The organism is Sphingobium sp. L-44 (genome assembly GCF_056859495.1).
In genome coordinates this window covers 26,754-43,508 of sequence record NZ_JBSXOQ010000056.1, presented here as the reverse complement: position 1 = coordinate 43,508, position 16,755 = coordinate 26,754, and the positions used below count along the sequence as shown (strand labels likewise).

The window sequence follows — 16,755 nt, the reverse complement described above, 5'->3', positions numbered from 1 at the left end:
GCGAGATGGCTCGTTCCGTCTGGAAAGGTCCGTTCGTGGACCTCAGCCTTCTGAAGAAGGCGGAAGTCGCGCAGGAAAGCAATGGCCGCTCGGGTCCGATCAAGACCTGGTCGCGCCGTTCGACCATCCTGCCGCAGTTCGTTGGCCTGACGTTCAACGTCTATAACGGCCGCAAGCATGTTCCGGTTCTCGTGAACGAGGATATGGTGGGTCACAAGCTGGGCGAATTCGCTCCGACCCGCTTCTTCCCCGGTCACGCTGCCGACAAGAAGGGCAAGCGCTAATGAGCAAGGAAAAGGCTCCCCGTCGCGTCGCCGACAATGAAGCGCTCGCCGTCGGCACGCAGATCCGTGGTTCGGCCCAGAAGCTGAACCTGGTCGCCACGCTGATCCGCGGCCGCAAGGTCGAGGACGCGCTCAACATCCTCGCCTTCTCGAAGAAGGCGATGGCTGTCGACGTGCGCAAGGTGCTGGCTTCGGCCATCGCCAATGCGGAAAACAACCACAATCTGGACGTCGACGCCCTGGTCGTCGCGGAAGCATCGGTGGGCAAGAGCTTCACCCTGAAGCGCTTCCACGCTCGCGGCCGCGGCAAGTCGACCCGGATCCTCAAGCCCTTCAGCCGCGTGCGCATCGTCGTGCGTGAAGCTGGCGAAGAAGCGGAGGCGTAAGCACATGGGTCACAAGAGCAACCCGATCGGTCTGCGTCTGCAGATCAACCGTACCTGGGACAGCCGCTGGTTCGCCGAAGGCGCCGACTATGGTCGCCTGCTGCTGGAAGATCTCAAGATCCGCCAGTACATCATGAAGAACCTGCCGCAGGCCGCGATCTCGAAGGTCGTGATCGAGCGTCCGGCCAAGCTGTGCCGCGTGTCGATCTACGCAGCCCGTCCCGGTGTCATCATCGGCAAGAAGGGTGCAGACATCGAAAAGCTTCGCAAGAAGCTGGGTGCCTTCACCTCGTCGGACGTGTCGCTGAACATCGTCGAAATCCGCAAGCCGGAAATCGATTCGAAGCTCGTCGCACAGGGCATCGCCGACCAGCTGGAACGCCGCGTTGCCTTCCGTCGCGCCATGAAGCGTGCGGTGCAGTCGGCTCTCCGTCTGGGCGCCGAAGGCATCAAGATCACCTGCGGCGGCCGTCTGGGCGGCGCGGAGATCGCGCGTGTCGAATGGTATCGTGAAGGCCGCGTTCCGCTGCACACCCTGCGTGCGAACGTCGACTATGCCGAAGCCACGGCGCACACCGCCTATGGCGTTTGCGGCATCAAGGTCTGGATCTTCAAGGGCGAGATCCTCGGCCATGATCCGATGGCTACCGACCGGCTGATGCTGGAGGCTCAGACCTCCGGCGTGCGCCCGGCGCGCTGAGAATAAGAAGGTAATAGCGTCATGCTGCAACCGAAGAAGATGAAGTTCCGCAAGACCTTCAAGGGTCGGATCAAGGGCGATGCGAAGGGCGGCACTGCGCTGAACTTCGGCGCCTATGGTCTCAAGGCTCTGGAGCCCGAGCGGATCACCGCGCGCCAGATCGAAGCGGCTCGCCGCGCGATCCAGCGCCACCTGCGCCGTCAGGGTCGTCTGTGGATCCGCGTGTTCCCCGACGTTCCGGTCACCAAGAAGCCGGCTGAAGTCCGCCAGGGCAAGGGCAAGGGTTCGGTCGAATATTGGGCGGCTCGCGTCGCTCCCGGCCGTATCCTGTTCGAACTGGACGGCGTTCCCGGTCCGCTCGCAGCAGAGGCCTTCTCGCGCGCCGCGATGAAGCTGCCCATCAAGACGAAGGTCGTTGCCCGCCTCGGCGACACCTCGCACCTGGAGGGTTAAGCTGTGGCCAACGTTGCAGACCTCAAGACCAAGTCGGACGACGAGCTGTCGACCGAGCTGAACAACCTGAAGCGCGAGCAGTTCAATCTGCGTTTCCAGGCGGCCACCAACCAGCTGGAAAAGCCCAGCCGCGTTCGTGAAGTCCGTCGTTCGATCGCGCAGATCAAGACCCTGCAGACCGAGCGTTCGCGCTCGGCCGCGAAGTAAAGGAAACACACGATGCCCAAGCGCGTGCTGACGGGAACGGTGGTTTCCGACAAGACCGACAAGACGGTGGTGGTTCGCGTGGAGCGCAAGGTTAAGCATGCGCTCTACGGCAAGATCATCCGCCGGTCGAAGAAGTACCATGCCCATGACGAGGGCAATGTCTACAAGGAAGGCGAAACGGTCCGTATCGAAGAGACCGCTCCGATTTCCAAGCTCAAGACCTGGAAGGTCATCGAGCGTGTGGACACCCACAAGTCGCCGGAATCGGCGGCCTAAGGGCAGTCACCGACTCTAGAGTCGAAAAAGTTCGGACGCGGGGCTGGCCTTTTCCTTCGGGAGGAGGTACAGGCCCGCGCTTCGTGCATTTCGATTCACCGGGTCGACTCACGAAATTCGGAACCGCCGGGATAGTCCCGGTAGGCCAAATAAGAAGGAACCGGATCCATGATCCAGATGCAATCCAATCTTGACGTCGCGGACAACAGCGGCGCCAAGCGCGTCCAGTGCATCAAGGTGCTGGGCGGCTCGAAGCGGCGTTTCGCCGGCGTGGGCGACATCATTGTCGTCTCCGTCAAGGAAGCTGCTCCGCGCGGTAAGGTGAAGAAGGGTGACGTGCATCGCGCCGTCATCGTGCGCACCGCCAAGGACGTGCGTCGCGCTGATGGCAGCGTGATTCGCTTCGACGGCAATGCCGCTGTGCTTATCAACAAGAACGAGGAGCCGATCGGCACCCGTATCTTTGGCCCGGTCGTTCGCGAGCTGCGCGCCAAGAAGCACATGAAGATCATCTCGCTCGCTCCCGAGGTGCTGTAATGAGCGCTGCTAAGATCAAGAAGGACGACAAGGTTGTCGTCCTGGCTGGCAAGGACAAGGGCCGTACCGGCGCCGTCCTCCAGGTGATGCCCAAGGACGACAAGGTCCTGGTCGAAGGCATCAACGTGCATGCGAAGCATCGCAAGCCCGACCAGTCGAACCCGCAGGGTGGCATCGACCGCAAGCCGGCCCCGATGCACATTTCGAACGTCGCTGTCGCCGACAAGGATGGCAAGCCGACCCGCGTCCGTTTCGAGGACCGCGACGGCAAGAAGGTCCGCGTCGCCGTCAAGTCCGGTGAGGTGCTGTAATGGCCGACAAGTATATTCCGCGCTCGAAGTCGATCTACGACGACGCCATCGTGAAGGCGATGGTCGAGAAGTTCGGCTACAAGAATGTGATGGAAATCCCGAAGATCGAGAAGATCACGCTCAACATGGGCGTCGGTGAAGCCACGCAGGACAAGAAGAAGGTCACTTCGGCCGCCGAGGAAATGGAACTGATCGCCGGCCAGAAGCCGGTCATCACCAAGGCGAAGAAGTCGATCGCGCAGTTCAAGCTGCGTGAAGGCATGCCGATCGGTGCCAAGGTCACGCTGCGCCGTGAGCGCATGTATGAATTCCTTGATCGCCTGATCAACATTGCCCTGCCGCGCGTGCGCGACTTCCGTGGTCTCAACCCGAAGAGTTTCGACGGCCGTGGCAACTATGCCTTCGGCATCAAGGAGCAGATCATCTTCCCCGAGATCAACTATGACCGCATCGACAAGGTGCGTGGCATGGACATCATCGTGACCACCACGGCGAAGACTGACGACGAAGCGCGCGAACTGCTGCGCCTCTTCGGCTTCCCCTTCCCGATTGAAGAGAAGCAGGCGGCCTAACAGGCCCCGCTTCTCTCCCAACGCTTAAGCTAAGGAAGAGAACTTAAGTCATGGCGAAACTGAGTTCGATCAACAAGAACGAGCGCCGCAAGAAGCTGGTGAAGAAGTATGCCGGCCGCTATGCGAAGCTCAAGGCGATCGCAGCCGATACCGCTCTCGACGACACCGAGCGTCTGATTGCGCGTCTGAAGATGGCGGAAGTCCCCCGCAACGGCAACCCGACCCGCATTCGCAACCGCTGCGAACTGACGGGCCGCCCGCGCGCTTACTACCGCAAATTCCGTCTCTGCCGCGTGCAGCTGCGTGATCTGGCCAACAAGGGCCTGATCCCCGGCGTCACCAAGTCGAGCTGGTAAGGATCATTTGAGATGGCATTGACCGATCCCCTGGGTGATATGCTCACCCGCATCCGTAACGGGCAGCAGGCGAAGAAGGACAGCGTTGTGTCCCCCGCCAGCAAGCTCCGTGCCCGCGTGCTCGACGTGCTGCAGCGCGAAGGCTATATCCGTGGTTATTCCGAGGAAACCCTCGGCAATCACCCCGGCCTGCGCATCGAGCTGAAGTATTTCGAGGGCCAGCCTGCGATCAAGCATGTTGCCCGCGTGTCCAAGCCTGGTCGCCGCGTCTATTCCGGTTCCAAGGAACTGCCGGTGATCCGCAATGGCCTGGGCATCACCATTGTCTCGACGCCCAAGGGCGTTCTGTCCGACGCCGAAGCGCGTGAACAGAATGTCGGCGGCGAAGTGCTGGCGGAGGTGTTCTGATGAGCCGCACTGGCAAGAAGCCGGTCACCGTGCCTGCGGGCGTGACCGCGTCGATCGCTGACGGTCAGCTGTCGGTGAAGGGCCCCAAGGGCACCCTCGCCATGCCGCTGGCCGACGAAGTGACCTACACCGTCGAAGAAGGCAGCATCGCTGTAAAGCCCGCCAACAACGGCAAGCGCGCGCGCGCTTTCTGGGGAATGCAGCGTACCCTGATCCAGAACCTGATCACCGGCGTGACCCAGGGCTTCTCGAAGAAGCTGCTGATCACCGGTGTCGGCTACCGTGCGAACTCGCAGGGCAAGACCCTGAAGTTGCAGCTCGGCTACAGCCACGACGTCGATTTCGAGATTCCGGAAGGCATCGAGATCAAGACCCCGGATAACACCACGGTCGAGATCAGCGGCATCGACAAGCAGCAGGTAGGCCAGGTCGCCGCCGAGATCCGCCGCTGGCGCAAGCCCGAACCCTATAAGGGCAAGGGTATCAAGTACGCCGGCGAATTCATCTTCCGCAAGGAAGGGAAGAAGAAGTAAGATGGCTAAGCTTTCCCTCTTCGCGCGGCGTCGTCGCCGCGTTCGCACCGCGCTCAAGGCTGTTTCGGGCACCCGCCCGCGCCTCAGCGTCCATCGTTCGGGCCGTCACATCTACGCCCAGATCATCGACGACGTCGCCGGTACCACCGTCGCCGCCGCTTCGACCCTGGACAAGGATGTTGGCTCGAAGGCTCTGGGCAAGACCGGCGCCTCTTCCGAAGCCGCTGCCGATGTCGGCAAGCGCGTCGCTGCCGCTGCTACGGCGGCCGGCGTCACCAAGGTCGTGTTCGACCGCGGTGGCTTCCTGTTCCATGGCCGCGTCAAGGCGCTGGCCGATGCCGCCCGTGAAGGCGGGCTGGAGTTCTGATCATGGCTGACGAAAACACCAACGAAGTCGTCGCGCCCGTCGAGGGTGCCGAGGCTCAGACCGAAGGTCGTGGTCCCGGCCGTGGCCGTGGCCGTGGCGGTGACCGCAACCGTGGCGAGCGTGGCGGCCGTGGCCGTCGTGACGACCGCCGTGGCGGCAACCGTGACGAGGAACAGGGCGAAGAGCTGATCGAGAAGCTGGTTCACATCAACCGCGTCTCGAAGACCGTCAAGGGCGGTAAGCGCTTCGGTTTCGCTGCTCTGGTCGTCGTCGGCGACGGCAAGGGCCGCGCCGGTTTCGGTCATGGCAAGGCGCGCGAAGTGCCTGAAGCCATCAGCAAGGCGACCGCTTCGGCCAAGAAGGCCATGGTTCGCGTTCCGCTGAAGGAAGGCCGCACCCTGCACCATGACGGCCTCGGCCACTTCGGTGCTGGCAAGGTGACTGTCCGTTCGGCTCCGGCCGGTACCGGCATCATCGCCGGCGGTCCGATGCGCGCCGTGTTCGAAAGCCTCGGCGTCGCTGACGTCGTGACCAAGTCGAACGGCACCTCGAACCCCTACAACATGATCCGTGCGACCTTCGCGGCGCTGGGCGAGCAGACCAGCCCCAAGTCGGTGGCGCAGCGTCGTGGCAAGAAGGTCGCTGACCTTCTGCGTCGCGGTGGTGCCTCGGCCGAAGTCGCGCAGGCTGACGCCGAAGCGATTGCGGAGTAACTGACATGGCGAAGATCAAGATCAAGCAGATCGGTTCGCCGATCCGTCGCCCCGAAAGCCAGAAGAAGATTCTGATCGGCCTGGGCCTTGGCAAGATGCATCGCGTGGTCGAGCTGGAAGACACGGCGGAAGTCCGCGGTGCCATCAAGAAGCTCCCCCACATGGTGGAAGTGGTCGAGGGCTAAACCTTGATCGTTTCAGACAATATTGTCTGAAACGTGAATCAAGGTTTAGAATATAGGAATAGAGCCTGATTCACGTTATCGGCGGAAGCGCGAAGCGCTTCCACCTCAAACGATCAGGCTCTAAGCCCTTTCGATCCGACGAAATGAAGCGAAAGAGGGGGAAACCCCTCTTTCGTTTTTTCAGCGGAAGCGCTAACGGGCGCTTCCTTTAGATGATCCCTCAAGGGATCAGCGCGACAAAAGCGAAAGCGAGTGCGAACATGAAACTGAACGAAATCAACGACAATGCCGGTGCCCGCAAGGGTCGTATGCGCGTCGGCCGCGGTATCGGCTCGGGCAAGGGCAAGACCGCCGGTCGCGGCCAGAAGGGTGCCAAGGCACGCTCGGGCGTCAGCATCAACGGCTTCGAGGGTGGCCAGATGCCGCTCCACATGCGCATCCCGAAGCGCGGCTTCAACAACATCTTCGCCAACGATTATGCGATCGTGAACCTGGGTGAAGTGCAGGCCGCGATCGACGCCGGCAAGCTGGACGCCGCTGCCGTCATCGACCATGCCGCGCTGAAGGCAGCCAACCTGGCCCGTGGTGGCAAGGATGGCGTCCGCGTTCTCGCCAAGGGCGAACTGACCGCCAAGGTCAGCTTCCTGGTCGCCGGTGCCTCGAAGAGCGCCGTCGAAGCGGTCGCGAAGGCCGGTGGCAAGCTGGACGTGATCGAAGTCGTCCCGGCAGCCGAGAAGGCCAAGGCGAAGAAGGGCACCGCCCTTGCCGCCAAGAAGGCCGCCAAGGCCTAAGTCTCGCCCGAGACTTGCAAGCACGGCCCCGCTGCCCGATATGGGTTGGCGGGGCTATGTGTATCGGGGGGAGCATATGTTCGTCGCAACGGCGGCAACTCCCGTTCGACATGGTCTTCCCGCCCCGCTAAGGGGGTAGCGATTCCGCCACGGAGCCCGATGGCTCCGGCAAGAATGATTTGAAGGGCAGCCACAATGGCATCGAGAGCCGACCAGCTCGCATCCAATCTCAGCCTCGCGAAGTTCAGCCAGGCGACCGACCTCAAGAAGCGCCTGTGGTTCACCCTCGGCGCGCTGATCGTCTTCCGCTTCCTCAGCTTCGTGCCGCTGCCGGGTATCGATCCCACCGCGCTCGCGGCCTGGTCGCAGAAGTCGGCCGGTGGCATCCTCGACATCTTCAACACCTTTTCGGGTGGTGCATTGTCGCGCGCGAGCCTCATCACGCTCGGCATCATGCCCTATATCACCGCGTCGATCGTGGTGCAGCTGGCCGCCTCCCTCTCGCCGCAGCTCGCGGCGATCAAGAAGGAAGGCGAGAGCGGCCGCAAGAAGCTGAACCAATATACCCGCTATGGCACCGTCGGCCTGACCGCCGTGCAGGGCTATGCCGCCGCCGCCAACTGGCAGGCGCAGGGCGTGGTCGTGGACCCCGGCATGCTGTTCGTCGTCTCGGCGATCATCTCGCTGATCGGCGGCACCATGTTCCTGCTGTGGCTGGGTGAGCAGATCACCTCGCGCGGCATCGGCAACGGCACCAGCCTGATCATCATGGCCGGTATCGTCGCACAGCTGCCGGTGACGCTGAGCAACCTGTTCAAGTCGGGCAGCGAAGGCTCGATCTCGGGCCTGGTCATCTTCCTGGTCGTCGTGCTGGGCTTTGGTCTGATTGCCTTCATCTGCTTCATGGAACGGGCGCAGCGCCGGGTGCTGATTCAGTATCCCAAGCGCCAGACGCGCCAGGGCCTGATGCAGGCCGATCGCAGCCATCTGCCGCTGAAGGTCAACACCGCGGGCGTGATCCCGCCGATCTTCGCCAGCTCGCTGCTGCTGCTGCCGCTGACCATCTCGCAGTTCATGGGCGTGAAGGCGGACGATGACAGCCGCTGGAGCAGCATCGTGCTGACGATCAACCAGTATCTGTCGCACGGCAGCCCCTTCTACATGGGCCTCTATGGCCTGGGCATCGTCTTCTTCTGCTTCTTCTACACCGCCGTGGTGTTCAACCCGGAAGAGACGGCCGACAATCTGAAGCGCAATGGCGGCTTCATTCCGGGCATCCGTCCGGGCAAGAATACCGAGAATTATCTCGATTATGTCCTGACCCGGATCACCGTGATCGGTGCCGCCTACCTGGCCTTCATCTGTCTGGTGCCGGAATTTGCCATCGCCCGGGCGGGAATTCCCTTCTACCTTGGTGGGACTAGCCTGCTGATCGTCGTCAATGTTACGGTCGATACCGTGACCCAGATCCAGAGCCATCTGCTTGCCCATCAATATGGGGATCTGATCAAGAAGGCGAAGCTGAAGGGCCGTCTGCGCTAAGGGGGCGCAGACAGGCAAGCGCAAGTACAAGGGGAGAATGCGCGCAATGAATATCATTCTGCTTGGTCCTCCGGGTGCCGGCAAGGGCACCCAGGCCACGCGGCTCGTCGACAGCCGTGGCATGGTTCAGCTGTCGACCGGCGACATGCTGCGGGCTGCGGTCAAGGCGGGGACTCCGGTCGGCCTTCAGGCCAAGGCGCTGATGGAATCGGGTTCGCTGGTGCCGGACGAGGTCGTCTCGGGCATCATCGGCGAAGCGCTTGATGCGCTGGCGGCCGATACCGGCGTGATCTTCGACGGCTATCCGCGGACCGAGGCCCAGGCCCATTCGCTCGACACCATCCTGGCCGATCGCGGCCGCACGCTCGATCATGTGATCGAGCTGGAAGTGGACGAGGATGCGCTGGTCGAGCGCATCACCGGTCGCTTCACCTGCGCGACCTGCGGCGAAGGCTATCATGATGTCTTCAAGCAGCCCAAGGTCGAAGGCACGTGCGACAAGTGCGGCGGGCACGAATTCAAGCGTCGTCCCGACGACAATGAGGAAACGGTGCGTACCCGCATGGCCGAGTATCGCGCCAAGACCGCACCGATCCTGCCGATCTACGAAGCGCGCGGCATCGTCAGCCGCGTCGACGGCATGGCCGACATGAACGACGTTAGCGGCGCGATCGTCGCCATCTTGGACGGCGTTCCGGCCTGAGCTATTCTCCCTCCCCGGCGACAAGGCGGGGAGGGGACATGGCCTATCCAATCAAATCGATACTGACAGGCGCCGGCATGGCGCTGGCGGCCGCGCCCGGACAGGGTGGGGTGGTTGCCAGCAGCGATGCCGGCTTTGTCGTGCAGGCGAGCGTGGACGTGGCGCTGGCGCCCGACGCGGCCTATGCGCTGCTGGCGGAGCCGGGGCGCTGGTGGAGCAGCGCCCACAGCTATAGCGGCGATGCGCGCAACATGGTGCTGGAGGCGAAGGCCGGAGGCTGCTTCTGCGAGACCATTCCCGACAAGGGCGGAAAGGGGAGCTCCGGCAGCATCGAACATGCGCGGGTCATCTATGCCGCGCCGGGCCAGCGATTGCGGCTGAGCGGGGCTCTGGGGCCGCTGCAGAGCGAAGCGGTGACCGGCGTGCTGGACTTCACCATCGCGCCCGCGCCGGGCGGTAGCCGTGTGACGCTGACCTATTCCGTTGGCGGTTATATGCGCGGTGGCTTGGCGCCGATCGCGCCGGTCGTCGACAAGGTGCTGGTGGAGCAGCTCGACGGCTATAAGCGGGCGGCCGACAGCAAGGGTTGAAGCGCGACTGCGCCGGCAGACAATAGCAAATCGGGGTGGAAGCCCGATGGCCTCCACCCCGATGGATGATGCTTAATTCTCGTCGCCCATGCGCAGGGCGGCGATGAAGGCTTCCTGCGGAATCTGGACGCTGCCATATTCGCGCATCCGCTTCTTGCCTTCCTTCTGCTTTTCCAGCAGCTTCTTCTTGCGGGTGATGTCGCCGCCATAGCATTTCGCCGTGACGTCCTTGCGCATCGCCGCGATCGTCTCGCGCGCGATCACCTTGCCGCCGATCGCCGCCTGAATCGGGATCTTGAACAGGTGGCGGGGGATCAGATCCTTCAGGCGCTCGCACATGTGGCGGCCGCGCGCTTCGGCGGCGGAGCGGTGGACGATCATCGACAGCGCATCGACCGGCTCGTTGTTGACGAGGATGCTCATCTTGACGAGGTCGCCCTCGCGCGTGCCGATCTGGTGATAGTCGAAGCTGGCATAGCCACGGCTGATGCTCTTCAGGCGGTCATAGAAGTCGAACACCACTTCGTTGAGCGGCAGTTCATAGGTCACCTGGGCGCGGCCGCCGACATAGGTGAGGTTCTTCTGGATACCGCGACGGTCCTGGCAAAGCTTCAGGATCGAGCCGAGATATTCGTCGGGGCAGTAGATCACCGCCTCGATCCAGGGCTCCTCGATCATCTCGATATGATTGGGATCGGGCATGTCGGCCGGGTTGTGCAGGTGAAGGGTGCGACCATCCTTCATGTGCATGTCATAGACGACCGACGGCGCCGTGGTGATCAGGTCCAGATCATATTCGCGGCTCAGCCGCTCCTGGATGATTTCCAGGTGCAGCAGGCCGAGGAAGCCACAGCGGAAGCCGAAGCCCAACGCAGCCGAGGTTTCCATCTCGAACGAGAAACTGGCGTCGTTGAGACGCAGCTTCGAGATCGACTCGCGCAGCTTCTCGAAATCATTGGCATCGACCGGGAACAGGCCACAGAACACCACCGGCTGCACTTCCTTGAAGCCCGGCAGTGGCTTGGCGGCGCCATTCTTCACGGTCGTGATGGTATCGCCGACGCGGGTCTGGGCGATTTCCTTGATCTGGGCGGTGATGAAGCCGATCTCGCCGGCGGCGAGTTCTGGCAGCGCCTCGATCTTGGGGCGCATGCAGCCGACGCGGTCGATCAGATGCTCGGTGCCGCCGATCATGAACTTGATCGCCTGGCCCTTCTTGATCACGCCGTTGATCACGCGCACCAGGATGACGACGCCCAGATAGGGGTCGTACCAGCTGTCGACCAGCATCGCTTCCAGCGGTGCGTTGCGATCGCCCTTGGGCGCCGGGATCTTGGTGACGATCGCTTCCAGGATGTCGTCGATGCCGATGCCGGACTTGGCGCTGGCCAGCACCGCTTCCGACGCGTCGAGGCCGATCACTTCCTCGATTTCCGCGCGCACCTTTTCCGGCTCGGCGGCGGGCAGGTCGATCTTGTTCAGCACCGGCACGATCTCATGATCATGCTCGATCGACTGATAGACGTTGGCTAGCGTCTGCGCTTCCACGCCCTGCGCGGCGTCGACGACCAGCAGCGCGCCCTCGCACGCGGCCAGCGACCGCGACACTTCATAGGCGAAGTCGACATGGCCCGGCGTGTCCATGAGATTGAGCTCATAGGTCTCGCCATTCTTGGCGGTATAGTCGAGGCGCACGGTCTGCGCCTTGATGGTGATCCCGCGCTCCTTTTCGATGTCCATGTTATCAAGGACTTGCGCGCTCATCTCACGGTCGGTCAGGCCGCCGGTGCGCTGGATCAGGCGATCGGCCAGCGTCGACTTGCCATGGTCGATATGCGCAATGATCGAAAAGTTTCGGATATGGGACAGGTCGGTCATCGGCGCCCGATAGCAGCAGTTGCGGGCGCTGTCAGCAGGATCACGTAGTGCATGGCACGCGAAATTGCGGTGCGATGACAAGCATCGTCATTAACCCCCTTTGCTTGGAAGCCCCTTGCGGCTGTGTTACGCTCCAGAAAAATATCCGGGGCGCACCAATTTCTCTCGACCAGACAGGAAACGGGGTTTTTGAAAATGCGTGTATTGAAGATGCTGACTGTGGCTGCGGTCTGCCTTGGTTCGGCCGCGCCGATGGCGATGGCCGCCGAAAAGGGTTCGTCGGCCCGTCAGGAACAGTCGCGAAAGCAGGCGGAGATCCCGCGCTGCACTCGCCGCCTTGGCACCGTCGCAATCGTCGAGCCCGACAATCAGTGGTGGCGCGAACTCAATCTGGGCAGCCCCGAGGCGATCCTGAAGATCTTCGTGCAGCAGTCGGGCTGCTTCGGCCTCGTCAATCGCGGCCGGTCGATGGCGAGCCGCAACATGGAACGCGCCATGGCCGACAATGGCGAATTGCAGGCGAACAGCAATCTGGGCCGTGGCCAGGTGAAGGCGGCGGATTATTTCCTGGAGCCGGACATCGTCTCCTCCAACCGCAATAGCGGCGGCAATTCGCTGGGCGGCGTGCTCGGCGGCTTCATGGGTGGCAGCACCTGGGGGCGGATCGCTGGCGGTATCAACGTCAAGAAGAGCGAGGCCAATGTCACCCTCTCGGTCGTCAATGCCCGCACCACCGAGGAAGAAGCGCTGACCGAAGGCTATGCCCGCAAGTCGGACCTGAGCTTCAACGCGAGCGGCGGGTCGAGCTGGTGGGGCGGTTTTGCCGGCGCAGGCGGCGGCGGCTACCAGAATACCGAGATCGGCCAGGTGATAGTGCTCGCCTATCTCGACGCCTATACGAAACTGGTGACGCAGTTGGGCGGCCTGCCCGAAAATGCGGCCGCAGCCGCGCCGGTCGCGCAGCCCTGATGGCGAGGGGGCGCTGCCGCTGCGGCAGCGCCCTCATCCGCTCGGCGCGATTTCCGCAAGCGGGCCGGGCGCCCGTCGCCGCTTCTTCCACCAGCGCAGGATGATCTCTCCCGCCGGTCGCTCGACCAGGCGGTTGATGAGCGTGCCGAGCGTCAGCGCGACGAGGAAGGCAGCGGCAAAGCCGATCCAGGGGCTGTAACCGGCCCTGGCGATTTCCAGCATGACGACGAAACCGACATGCTGGTGGATCAGGTAGAAGCTATAGCTGATCCCGCCCATCCAGACGAGCGGCCGGATCGCCAGGAAGCGCAGATGATTGCGGATCAACGCTGCGAAGGTCGCCATCAGCACAAGACCGACAATGGTCACGTCCCATGTTTCCATGGTCGCGATCGATAGCAGGGCGAGCGCGGCATAGGGGGCCTGCTGCTGCCAGCTGCGTTGCCCAGCCCAGATGCGATAGGCCAGCATGCCGATGATGAAGAAGGGCGTATAGCGCAGCACCAGCAGCATCACGACCCGTTCGGGCACGATGTCGGGCCAGAGCTGCATGATCCAGCGCAGGATCAGGCAGACCACCAGCGTCGGTTCCAGATGCCGCAGGCCAATCCATTTCCAGATCGAGACCATGCAGAAATAGAAAGCGATCTCCACCGTCAGCGTCCAATAGGCGCCGTCCACTTCGGGAATGAAGGCAAAGCCCTGGAGCATCGTCAGATTGGCGAGAATCGCAAAGGGGCCGACCAGCAACTGGGTCGCCTGCGCCAGATATTCGATCGACAGCGTCACCAGCATCGCCACCAGATAGGCGGGGTAGAGGCGGGCGAAGCGGTTGACGATGAAGTCGGCGACCGTGCCGATCCGATCCAGCGTGAAGAAGATCGCAAAGCCGGAAATGGTGAAGAACAGCAGCACGCGGTAATTGCCGCCGGGAAAGCTGAAGGGCACATGGCTGTCCTGCGGGAACAGCTCATGGAAGCGGGTCGAATAATGGAAGATCAGCACGCACAGGGCGCCGATGCCGCGCAACGCGTCCAGCTCCGTCAGCCTTGTTCGCTTCGGCTTCGTTTCGACCATGATGCTTCATAGCAATGATGGAGCAACGAATGGGATATTTTCTTGGTTAACGTGCAATGCGCAAATGGCGGATACGGGCGCTGTCGGTCCCGATCTGGAGCGTCCCGCCGCGGGATCGCGGTCTTAGCCGGCCGCGCACCAGTTGATTGGCTTGGACGACCAGGGGCGGGCATAATGTTTGAGAATGAGGAGTTGGCCCAGCGAGACACCGTCGCGCAGCAGGATGCGGGCGGTCGGATCACTGTCGGCGGGATCGGCATGGGCTTCGAAGCTGCCGCCGTTCAGCATGCCCTGCAATGCGGTGCGGCCGGCGCGGGCAAGGGCGGCTTCCTGCGGGCAGGCAGCGCCTTCGAGTCGCGGCGCGCTGATGTCGGCGAGATGGTAGCGACGGCCCTGATAGGCATAGGCGTCGGTGGCGAGGACACAGGCCTGGCCGTCCAGATCGTCACAGGCGGCAAAACGGGTGGATATGGTGGCGGGGGCGTCGATGGATGGTGCTGAAGCCGTCGTCGACGCGGGCAGCACATGGCGCATCAGGACCAGCAGCAGCGCACCCATCAACAGGGCGATGAGGATGAGGCGCAGCGGCACGATGGCGCGGCGCTGATCCTGCTTGTCATTCAGCCAATGGCCGGAACGGTCCCGGTCTTCGTCACCAATATCATGCAGGCTATAGGCCATGATTCATCCCCAATCGGAGGCCATCGCTAGTAAATATTGGGAAATTTTTGGTTAACCATGACGCTCGCACAGGGGGCGGCGGACGGCGCCTTGACGCCGCGCCGGGGCCATGGTGAAAAACCGCTGGAGCCAGACGAGGGAGACGGCGTGAGCGAAGCATGGCTATATGACGAGCATCCGGCGATGGTCCGGGCGCATCCCTTCCTGTTCCTGCTGCTGCTGGTTTCGGTGGTCGGCATATTGGCGATCGGCGTGTGGTGGGTGATGCACAAGGGCGAGCGGCTGGCGCTGAGCGAGCGCGAAGTGCTGCTGGAGCGTGGCTTGCTGGCCAAGCAGCGGACCGAGATCGCGCTGTCCAGTATCCGTAGCGTGCGGATCACGCAGACCTTCGGCCAACGGCTGTTCGACGTCGGCAATGTCGAGCTGTTCAGCGCCGGTGACGTAGCGGAAATCGCGATCCGCAACATGCCACGACCGGGCCGGATTCGGGCGATTGCGGCGGCCCGCAACCTGGACCTTCTGCCCCAGCGCTGAGCGGTCGGGCAGGGGCGGCGCGCACGGAAAGCGCACGAAATCCGCCATTTTCTTGTCGAACATAATGTCTAGGCCCTTGACTTGGGCGCATTTATTTTAACCAATAGGAGCCCAGGGGCCGGCAGAGCTTTCCACCCGCACGAGGACGCCAGGAACAAGCAACGTCGATCTGCATCAGGCGGACGGCGGGAAAAAGGGGGCGCCTTGATGGTGGGTTTGCGCGTAATGCCGCTGTTGCCGGAACTGACGGCCGATCAGCGGGCCGAGATTCGGCAGTCCTGCGGCTTTGCCTGCGTGCGCTGCGGGGTCACCATCTATCGTTATCTGGGGCTGCCAGACGGGCCGGGGGCGACGCTGCTCTGCCCGACCTGTCACGGGCTGGTGGAGGAAGGGCGGCTGACCGCGAATCAGGTCCACAGCTTCCATGCCAATCCGGTGGTACGCCAGCGCCACTTCGCGCGCGATCGCCTGCCCTTCTCCAACGAATTGCCGCAATTGATCGTCGGTGGATCGCGGATGCTGCGCGATACGCCGATTCCCATCACCCTGGATGGCGAGCCGATCCTGATCTTCGCGCCGCCGCGCCGATCCATGGGGGCGACGCGGATCAGCGTCAGACTGGGCGCGGCCGACGGCACGCCGATGCAGGTGATCGATGGCAATGAATGGAAGCCGCATGACGGCAGCTGGCATTTCCTGTTGCGTGGCGACCGCTATTCGATGATGGCGGCGCGGGGCGACGGATTGTGCGTTTTGCGTATCGTTGCGCGCAACCGGCTTGCGGTCGAGCATCTGCGGACCACGATCAACGGGCGCCGGCTGGAAGTGACGCCGGACTGGCTGGAGGTCGATGGCAAGCGCTATGTCGACCGGATCGGCAGCGGCACGCTGATCGGCCTGGAACTGTAGACGGCGCCTTTCGGGGCGCTATCCGGGTTCCCGATTGCAGCTATTGCGGATCGAGTCATGTCATGACTGGATTCCGTAACGGAAACAGGCGATGCCCGCAGGCGTCGCCTTTTTCGTCTCACCGATATGGATGAAGTGTATCTGATATAAATCAACGGCTTGGCCGTCATCATAAAAAATTGATCATAGAAGAAGTTTACATCCGTTCCGGGGCATGATTCCCTGTGGGCGATCAGAGGGGTTGGAATGTCGAATGCGGTTGCCAGTCTGGACGATAATCAGCGGGCATGCCTGCGGCTGGTGGCACAGGGCTATACCTCCAAGCAGATCGCGCAGCGCACATCGCTGACCCCTGGCACGGTCGACCAATATGTCTATCGCGCGACCGTGGCGCTGGGCGCCAAGGATCGACGCGAAGCCGCCCGGATATTGGTAGAGGCCGAGAAAAACGCGCAATTCAAGCAATTTGAATTAAAGCCGGAGCCGCTTGTTGAACCGGCGATGGCGGGTGAGAAGGAGGCGTCGGCACCAAGCAGGCCGACCCGGACCGGCGAAATCCCGGCTGGTGCAGAGCGGCAGGAAAAGGGTCGTTTGCGCCAATTGGGTAACCGGATTCTGGCAACCATGGGAGGGGAGCCGCATGGGCTGAATCGATGGCAGATCCTGACGACCATCTTCCGGGTCGCGTTATGGGCAGGGGGGTCCCTGGCCGCGCTGATCACGATGGGATATTGGCTCAATCATCTGTTCGGCTGACGGTCTCCAACAATCCAACCATCTGATGGGCCAGCGA

At 62.6% G+C, this 16,755-nt stretch carries 26 protein-coding genes; 23 read left to right on the top strand and 3 right to left on the bottom strand.

Annotation, left to right across the window (positions count from 1 at the left end; all coding sequences use genetic code 11):
- Nucleotides 1-5: 5 nt before the first annotated feature.
- The 19 genes from rpsS (at nucleotide 6) to AC13EK_RS05605 (ending at nucleotide 9,914) form a co-directional block, all read left to right on the top strand.
- Entirely contained in the window at nucleotides 6-284 is a 279-nt protein-coding gene (gene rpsS, locus AC13EK_RS05695) for a 30S ribosomal protein S19 (protein ID WP_004208718.1), read from the top strand.
- On the top strand, nucleotides 284-670 hold the full coding sequence (rplV, locus tag AC13EK_RS05690) for a 50S ribosomal protein L22 (RefSeq protein WP_004208717.1): 387 nt from the start codon (nucleotides 284-286) through the stop codon (nucleotides 668-670). The genes rpsS and rplV overlap by 1 nt, the downstream gene beginning before the upstream one ends.
- A gap of 4 nt (nucleotides 671-674) precedes the next feature.
- Nucleotides 675-1,370, top strand: a complete 696-nt coding sequence (gene rpsC, locus AC13EK_RS05685) for a 30S ribosomal protein S3 (protein ID WP_004208716.1) — start codon at nucleotides 675-677, stop codon at nucleotides 1,368-1,370.
- Nucleotides 1,371-1,391: 21 nt separating this feature from the next.
- Nucleotides 1,392-1,823, top strand: coding sequence for a 50S ribosomal protein L16 (rplP, locus tag AC13EK_RS05680; protein ID WP_004208715.1), 432 nt, complete (start codon nucleotides 1,392-1,394; stop codon nucleotides 1,821-1,823).
- A gap of 3 nt (nucleotides 1,824-1,826) precedes the next feature.
- A complete protein-coding gene (gene rpmC / locus AC13EK_RS05675; RefSeq protein ID WP_004208714.1) occupies nucleotides 1,827-2,030 on the top strand; it encodes a 50S ribosomal protein L29 in 204 nt (67 codons plus the stop codon).
- A 12-nt stretch (nucleotides 2,031-2,042) separates the two neighbouring features.
- On the top strand, nucleotides 2,043-2,306 hold the full coding sequence (gene rpsQ, locus AC13EK_RS05670; protein ID WP_004208713.1) for a 30S ribosomal protein S17: 264 nt from the start codon (nucleotides 2,043-2,045) through the stop codon (nucleotides 2,304-2,306).
- Between the two features lie 168 nt (nucleotides 2,307-2,474).
- Nucleotides 2,475-2,843, top strand: coding sequence for a 50S ribosomal protein L14 (gene rplN / locus AC13EK_RS05665; RefSeq protein WP_004208712.1), 369 nt, complete (start codon nucleotides 2,475-2,477; stop codon nucleotides 2,841-2,843).
- The gene (gene rplX, locus AC13EK_RS05660; protein ID WP_483022082.1) at nucleotides 2,843-3,154 is read left to right on the top strand and encodes a 50S ribosomal protein L24; all 312 of its coding nucleotides are present in this window, start codon (nucleotides 2,843-2,845) and stop codon (nucleotides 3,152-3,154) included. Before rplN ends, rplX begins: the two co-directional genes overlap by 1 nt.
- A complete protein-coding gene (gene rplE, locus AC13EK_RS05655; protein ID WP_004208709.1) occupies nucleotides 3,154-3,726 on the top strand; it encodes a 50S ribosomal protein L5 in 573 nt (190 codons plus the stop codon). Before rplX ends, rplE begins: the two co-directional genes overlap by 1 nt.
- Nucleotides 3,727-3,776: 50 nt before the next feature.
- A complete protein-coding gene (rpsN, locus tag AC13EK_RS05650) occupies nucleotides 3,777-4,082 on the top strand; it encodes a 30S ribosomal protein S14 (RefSeq protein WP_004208708.1) in 306 nt (101 codons plus the stop codon).
- 12 nt (nucleotides 4,083-4,094) lie between these two features.
- Nucleotides 4,095-4,490: a 30S ribosomal protein S8 gene (gene rpsH, locus AC13EK_RS05645; protein WP_004208707.1), complete on the top strand. Its 396-nt coding sequence runs from the start codon at nucleotides 4,095-4,097 to the stop codon at nucleotides 4,488-4,490.
- Nucleotides 4,490-5,023, top strand: a complete 534-nt coding sequence (rplF, locus tag AC13EK_RS05640) for a 50S ribosomal protein L6 (protein WP_004208706.1) — start codon at nucleotides 4,490-4,492, stop codon at nucleotides 5,021-5,023. The genes rpsH and rplF overlap by 1 nt, the downstream gene beginning before the upstream one ends.
- A 1-nt stretch (nucleotide 5,024) precedes the next feature.
- Nucleotides 5,025-5,390, top strand: coding sequence for a 50S ribosomal protein L18 (gene rplR / locus AC13EK_RS05635; protein ID WP_004208705.1), 366 nt, complete (start codon nucleotides 5,025-5,027; stop codon nucleotides 5,388-5,390).
- Nucleotides 5,391-5,392: 2 nt separating this feature from the next.
- Nucleotides 5,393-6,103 (top strand): 30S ribosomal protein S5, encoded by a 711-nt coding sequence (gene rpsE, locus AC13EK_RS05630; protein WP_004208704.1) that lies wholly within the window; start codon nucleotides 5,393-5,395, stop codon nucleotides 6,101-6,103.
- A 5-nt stretch (nucleotides 6,104-6,108) separates the two neighbouring features.
- Nucleotides 6,109-6,288, top strand: coding sequence for a 50S ribosomal protein L30 (rpmD, locus tag AC13EK_RS05625; RefSeq protein ID WP_010337294.1), 180 nt, complete (start codon nucleotides 6,109-6,111; stop codon nucleotides 6,286-6,288).
- A gap of 260 nt (nucleotides 6,289-6,548) precedes the next feature.
- A complete protein-coding gene (rplO, locus tag AC13EK_RS05620) occupies nucleotides 6,549-7,079 on the top strand; it encodes a 50S ribosomal protein L15 (RefSeq protein WP_004208702.1) in 531 nt (176 codons plus the stop codon).
- A gap of 195 nt (nucleotides 7,080-7,274) precedes the next feature.
- On the top strand, nucleotides 7,275-8,621 hold the full coding sequence (gene secY, locus AC13EK_RS05615; protein ID WP_004208701.1) for a preprotein translocase subunit SecY: 1,347 nt from the start codon (nucleotides 7,275-7,277) through the stop codon (nucleotides 8,619-8,621).
- 46 nt (nucleotides 8,622-8,667) lie between these two features.
- On the top strand, nucleotides 8,668-9,324 hold the full coding sequence (locus AC13EK_RS05610) for an adenylate kinase (RefSeq protein WP_004208699.1): 657 nt from the start codon (nucleotides 8,668-8,670) through the stop codon (nucleotides 9,322-9,324).
- A gap of 38 nt (nucleotides 9,325-9,362) precedes the next feature.
- On the top strand, nucleotides 9,363-9,914 hold the full coding sequence (locus AC13EK_RS05605; RefSeq protein WP_069335566.1) for an SRPBCC family protein: 552 nt from the start codon (nucleotides 9,363-9,365) through the stop codon (nucleotides 9,912-9,914).
- A 72-nt stretch (nucleotides 9,915-9,986) separates the two neighbouring features.
- On the opposite strand, the gene lepA is transcribed toward AC13EK_RS05605, so the two are convergent.
- Nucleotides 9,987-11,792, bottom strand: a complete 1,806-nt coding sequence (gene lepA / locus AC13EK_RS05600) for a translation elongation factor 4 (protein WP_069335565.1) — start codon at nucleotides 11,790-11,792, stop codon at nucleotides 9,987-9,989.
- Nucleotides 11,793-11,987: 195 nt separating this feature from the next.
- Here lepA and AC13EK_RS05595 point away from each other — a divergent pair, with 195 nt between their 5' ends.
- Nucleotides 11,988-12,761 (top strand): CsgG/HfaB family protein, encoded by a 774-nt coding sequence (locus AC13EK_RS05595; protein ID WP_069335564.1) that lies wholly within the window; start codon nucleotides 11,988-11,990, stop codon nucleotides 12,759-12,761.
- Between the two features lie 33 nt (nucleotides 12,762-12,794).
- On the opposite strand, the gene AC13EK_RS05590 is transcribed toward AC13EK_RS05595, so the two are convergent.
- Both AC13EK_RS05590 and AC13EK_RS05585 read right to left on the bottom strand, forming a co-directional pair.
- Nucleotides 12,795-13,838 carry an acyltransferase family protein gene (locus tag AC13EK_RS05590; protein WP_069335563.1) on the bottom strand — a complete coding sequence of 348 codons (1,044 nt, stop codon included), beginning with the start codon at nucleotides 13,836-13,838 and terminating at the stop codon, nucleotides 12,795-12,797.
- Between the two features lie 123 nt (nucleotides 13,839-13,961).
- Nucleotides 13,962-14,519: a nuclease gene (locus tag AC13EK_RS05585; protein ID WP_069335562.1), complete on the bottom strand. Its 558-nt coding sequence runs from the start codon at nucleotides 14,517-14,519 to the stop codon at nucleotides 13,962-13,964.
- Between the two features lie 147 nt (nucleotides 14,520-14,666).
- On the opposite strand from AC13EK_RS05585, the gene AC13EK_RS05580 reads away from it, so the two are divergent.
- The 3 genes from AC13EK_RS05580 to AC13EK_RS05570 all read left to right on the top strand — a co-directional run bounded on the left by AC13EK_RS05580 (nucleotide 14,667) and on the right by AC13EK_RS05570 (nucleotide 16,718).
- Nucleotides 14,667-15,053 carry a PH domain-containing protein gene (locus tag AC13EK_RS05580; protein ID WP_037510835.1) on the top strand — a complete coding sequence of 129 codons (387 nt, stop codon included), beginning with the start codon at nucleotides 14,667-14,669 and terminating at the stop codon, nucleotides 15,051-15,053.
- A 225-nt stretch (nucleotides 15,054-15,278) separates the two neighbouring features.
- Nucleotides 15,279-15,962 (top strand): hypothetical protein, encoded by a 684-nt coding sequence (locus tag AC13EK_RS05575; protein ID WP_010337301.1) that lies wholly within the window; start codon nucleotides 15,279-15,281, stop codon nucleotides 15,960-15,962.
- 246 nt (nucleotides 15,963-16,208) lie between these two features.
- Nucleotides 16,209-16,718, top strand: a complete 510-nt coding sequence (locus AC13EK_RS05570; protein ID WP_069335561.1) for a helix-turn-helix domain-containing protein — start codon at nucleotides 16,209-16,211, stop codon at nucleotides 16,716-16,718.
- Nucleotides 16,719-16,755 lie beyond the last annotated feature (37 nt).

Coding starts and splice junctions, on each gene's coding strand:
- rpsS (WP_004208718.1), top strand. CDS start 6: ATGGCTCGTTCCGTCTGGAAAGGTCCGTTCGTGGACCTCAGCCTTCTG.
- rplV (WP_004208717.1), top strand. CDS start 284: ATGAGCAAGGAAAAGGCTCCCCGTCGCGTCGCCGACAATGAAGCGCTC.
- rpsC (WP_004208716.1), top strand. CDS start 675: ATGGGTCACAAGAGCAACCCGATCGGTCTGCGTCTGCAGATCAACCGT.
- rplP (WP_004208715.1), top strand. CDS start 1,392: ATGCTGCAACCGAAGAAGATGAAGTTCCGCAAGACCTTCAAGGGTCGG.
- rpsQ (WP_004208713.1), top strand. CDS start 2,043: ATGCCCAAGCGCGTGCTGACGGGAACGGTGGTTTCCGACAAGACCGAC.
- rplN (WP_004208712.1), top strand. CDS start 2,475: ATGATCCAGATGCAATCCAATCTTGACGTCGCGGACAACAGCGGCGCC.
- rplX (WP_483022082.1), top strand. CDS start 2,843: ATGAGCGCTGCTAAGATCAAGAAGGACGACAAGGTTGTCGTCCTGGCT.
- rplE (WP_004208709.1), top strand. CDS start 3,154: ATGGCCGACAAGTATATTCCGCGCTCGAAGTCGATCTACGACGACGCC.
- rpsN (WP_004208708.1), top strand. CDS start 3,777: ATGGCGAAACTGAGTTCGATCAACAAGAACGAGCGCCGCAAGAAGCTG.
- rpsH (WP_004208707.1), top strand. CDS start 4,095: ATGGCATTGACCGATCCCCTGGGTGATATGCTCACCCGCATCCGTAAC.
- rplF (WP_004208706.1), top strand. CDS start 4,490: ATGAGCCGCACTGGCAAGAAGCCGGTCACCGTGCCTGCGGGCGTGACC.
- rplR (WP_004208705.1), top strand. CDS start 5,025: ATGGCTAAGCTTTCCCTCTTCGCGCGGCGTCGTCGCCGCGTTCGCACC.
- rpsE (WP_004208704.1), top strand. CDS start 5,393: ATGGCTGACGAAAACACCAACGAAGTCGTCGCGCCCGTCGAGGGTGCC.
- rpmD (WP_010337294.1), top strand. CDS start 6,109: ATGGCGAAGATCAAGATCAAGCAGATCGGTTCGCCGATCCGTCGCCCC.
- rplO (WP_004208702.1), top strand. CDS start 6,549: ATGAAACTGAACGAAATCAACGACAATGCCGGTGCCCGCAAGGGTCGT.
- secY (WP_004208701.1), top strand. CDS start 7,275: ATGGCATCGAGAGCCGACCAGCTCGCATCCAATCTCAGCCTCGCGAAG.
- AC13EK_RS05610 (WP_004208699.1), top strand. CDS start 8,668: ATGAATATCATTCTGCTTGGTCCTCCGGGTGCCGGCAAGGGCACCCAG.
- AC13EK_RS05605 (WP_069335566.1), top strand. CDS start 9,363: ATGGCCTATCCAATCAAATCGATACTGACAGGCGCCGGCATGGCGCTG.
- lepA (WP_069335565.1), bottom strand. CDS start 11,792: ATGACCGACCTGTCCCATATCCGAAACTTTTCGATCATTGCGCATATC.
- AC13EK_RS05595 (WP_069335564.1), top strand. CDS start 11,988: ATGCGTGTATTGAAGATGCTGACTGTGGCTGCGGTCTGCCTTGGTTCG.
- AC13EK_RS05590 (WP_069335563.1), bottom strand. CDS start 13,838: ATGGTCGAAACGAAGCCGAAGCGAACAAGGCTGACGGAGCTGGACGCG.
- AC13EK_RS05585 (WP_069335562.1), bottom strand. CDS start 14,519: ATGGCCTATAGCCTGCATGATATTGGTGACGAAGACCGGGACCGTTCC.
- AC13EK_RS05575 (WP_010337301.1), top strand. CDS start 15,279: ATGCCGCTGTTGCCGGAACTGACGGCCGATCAGCGGGCCGAGATTCGG.
- AC13EK_RS05570 (WP_069335561.1), top strand. CDS start 16,209: ATGTCGAATGCGGTTGCCAGTCTGGACGATAATCAGCGGGCATGCCTG.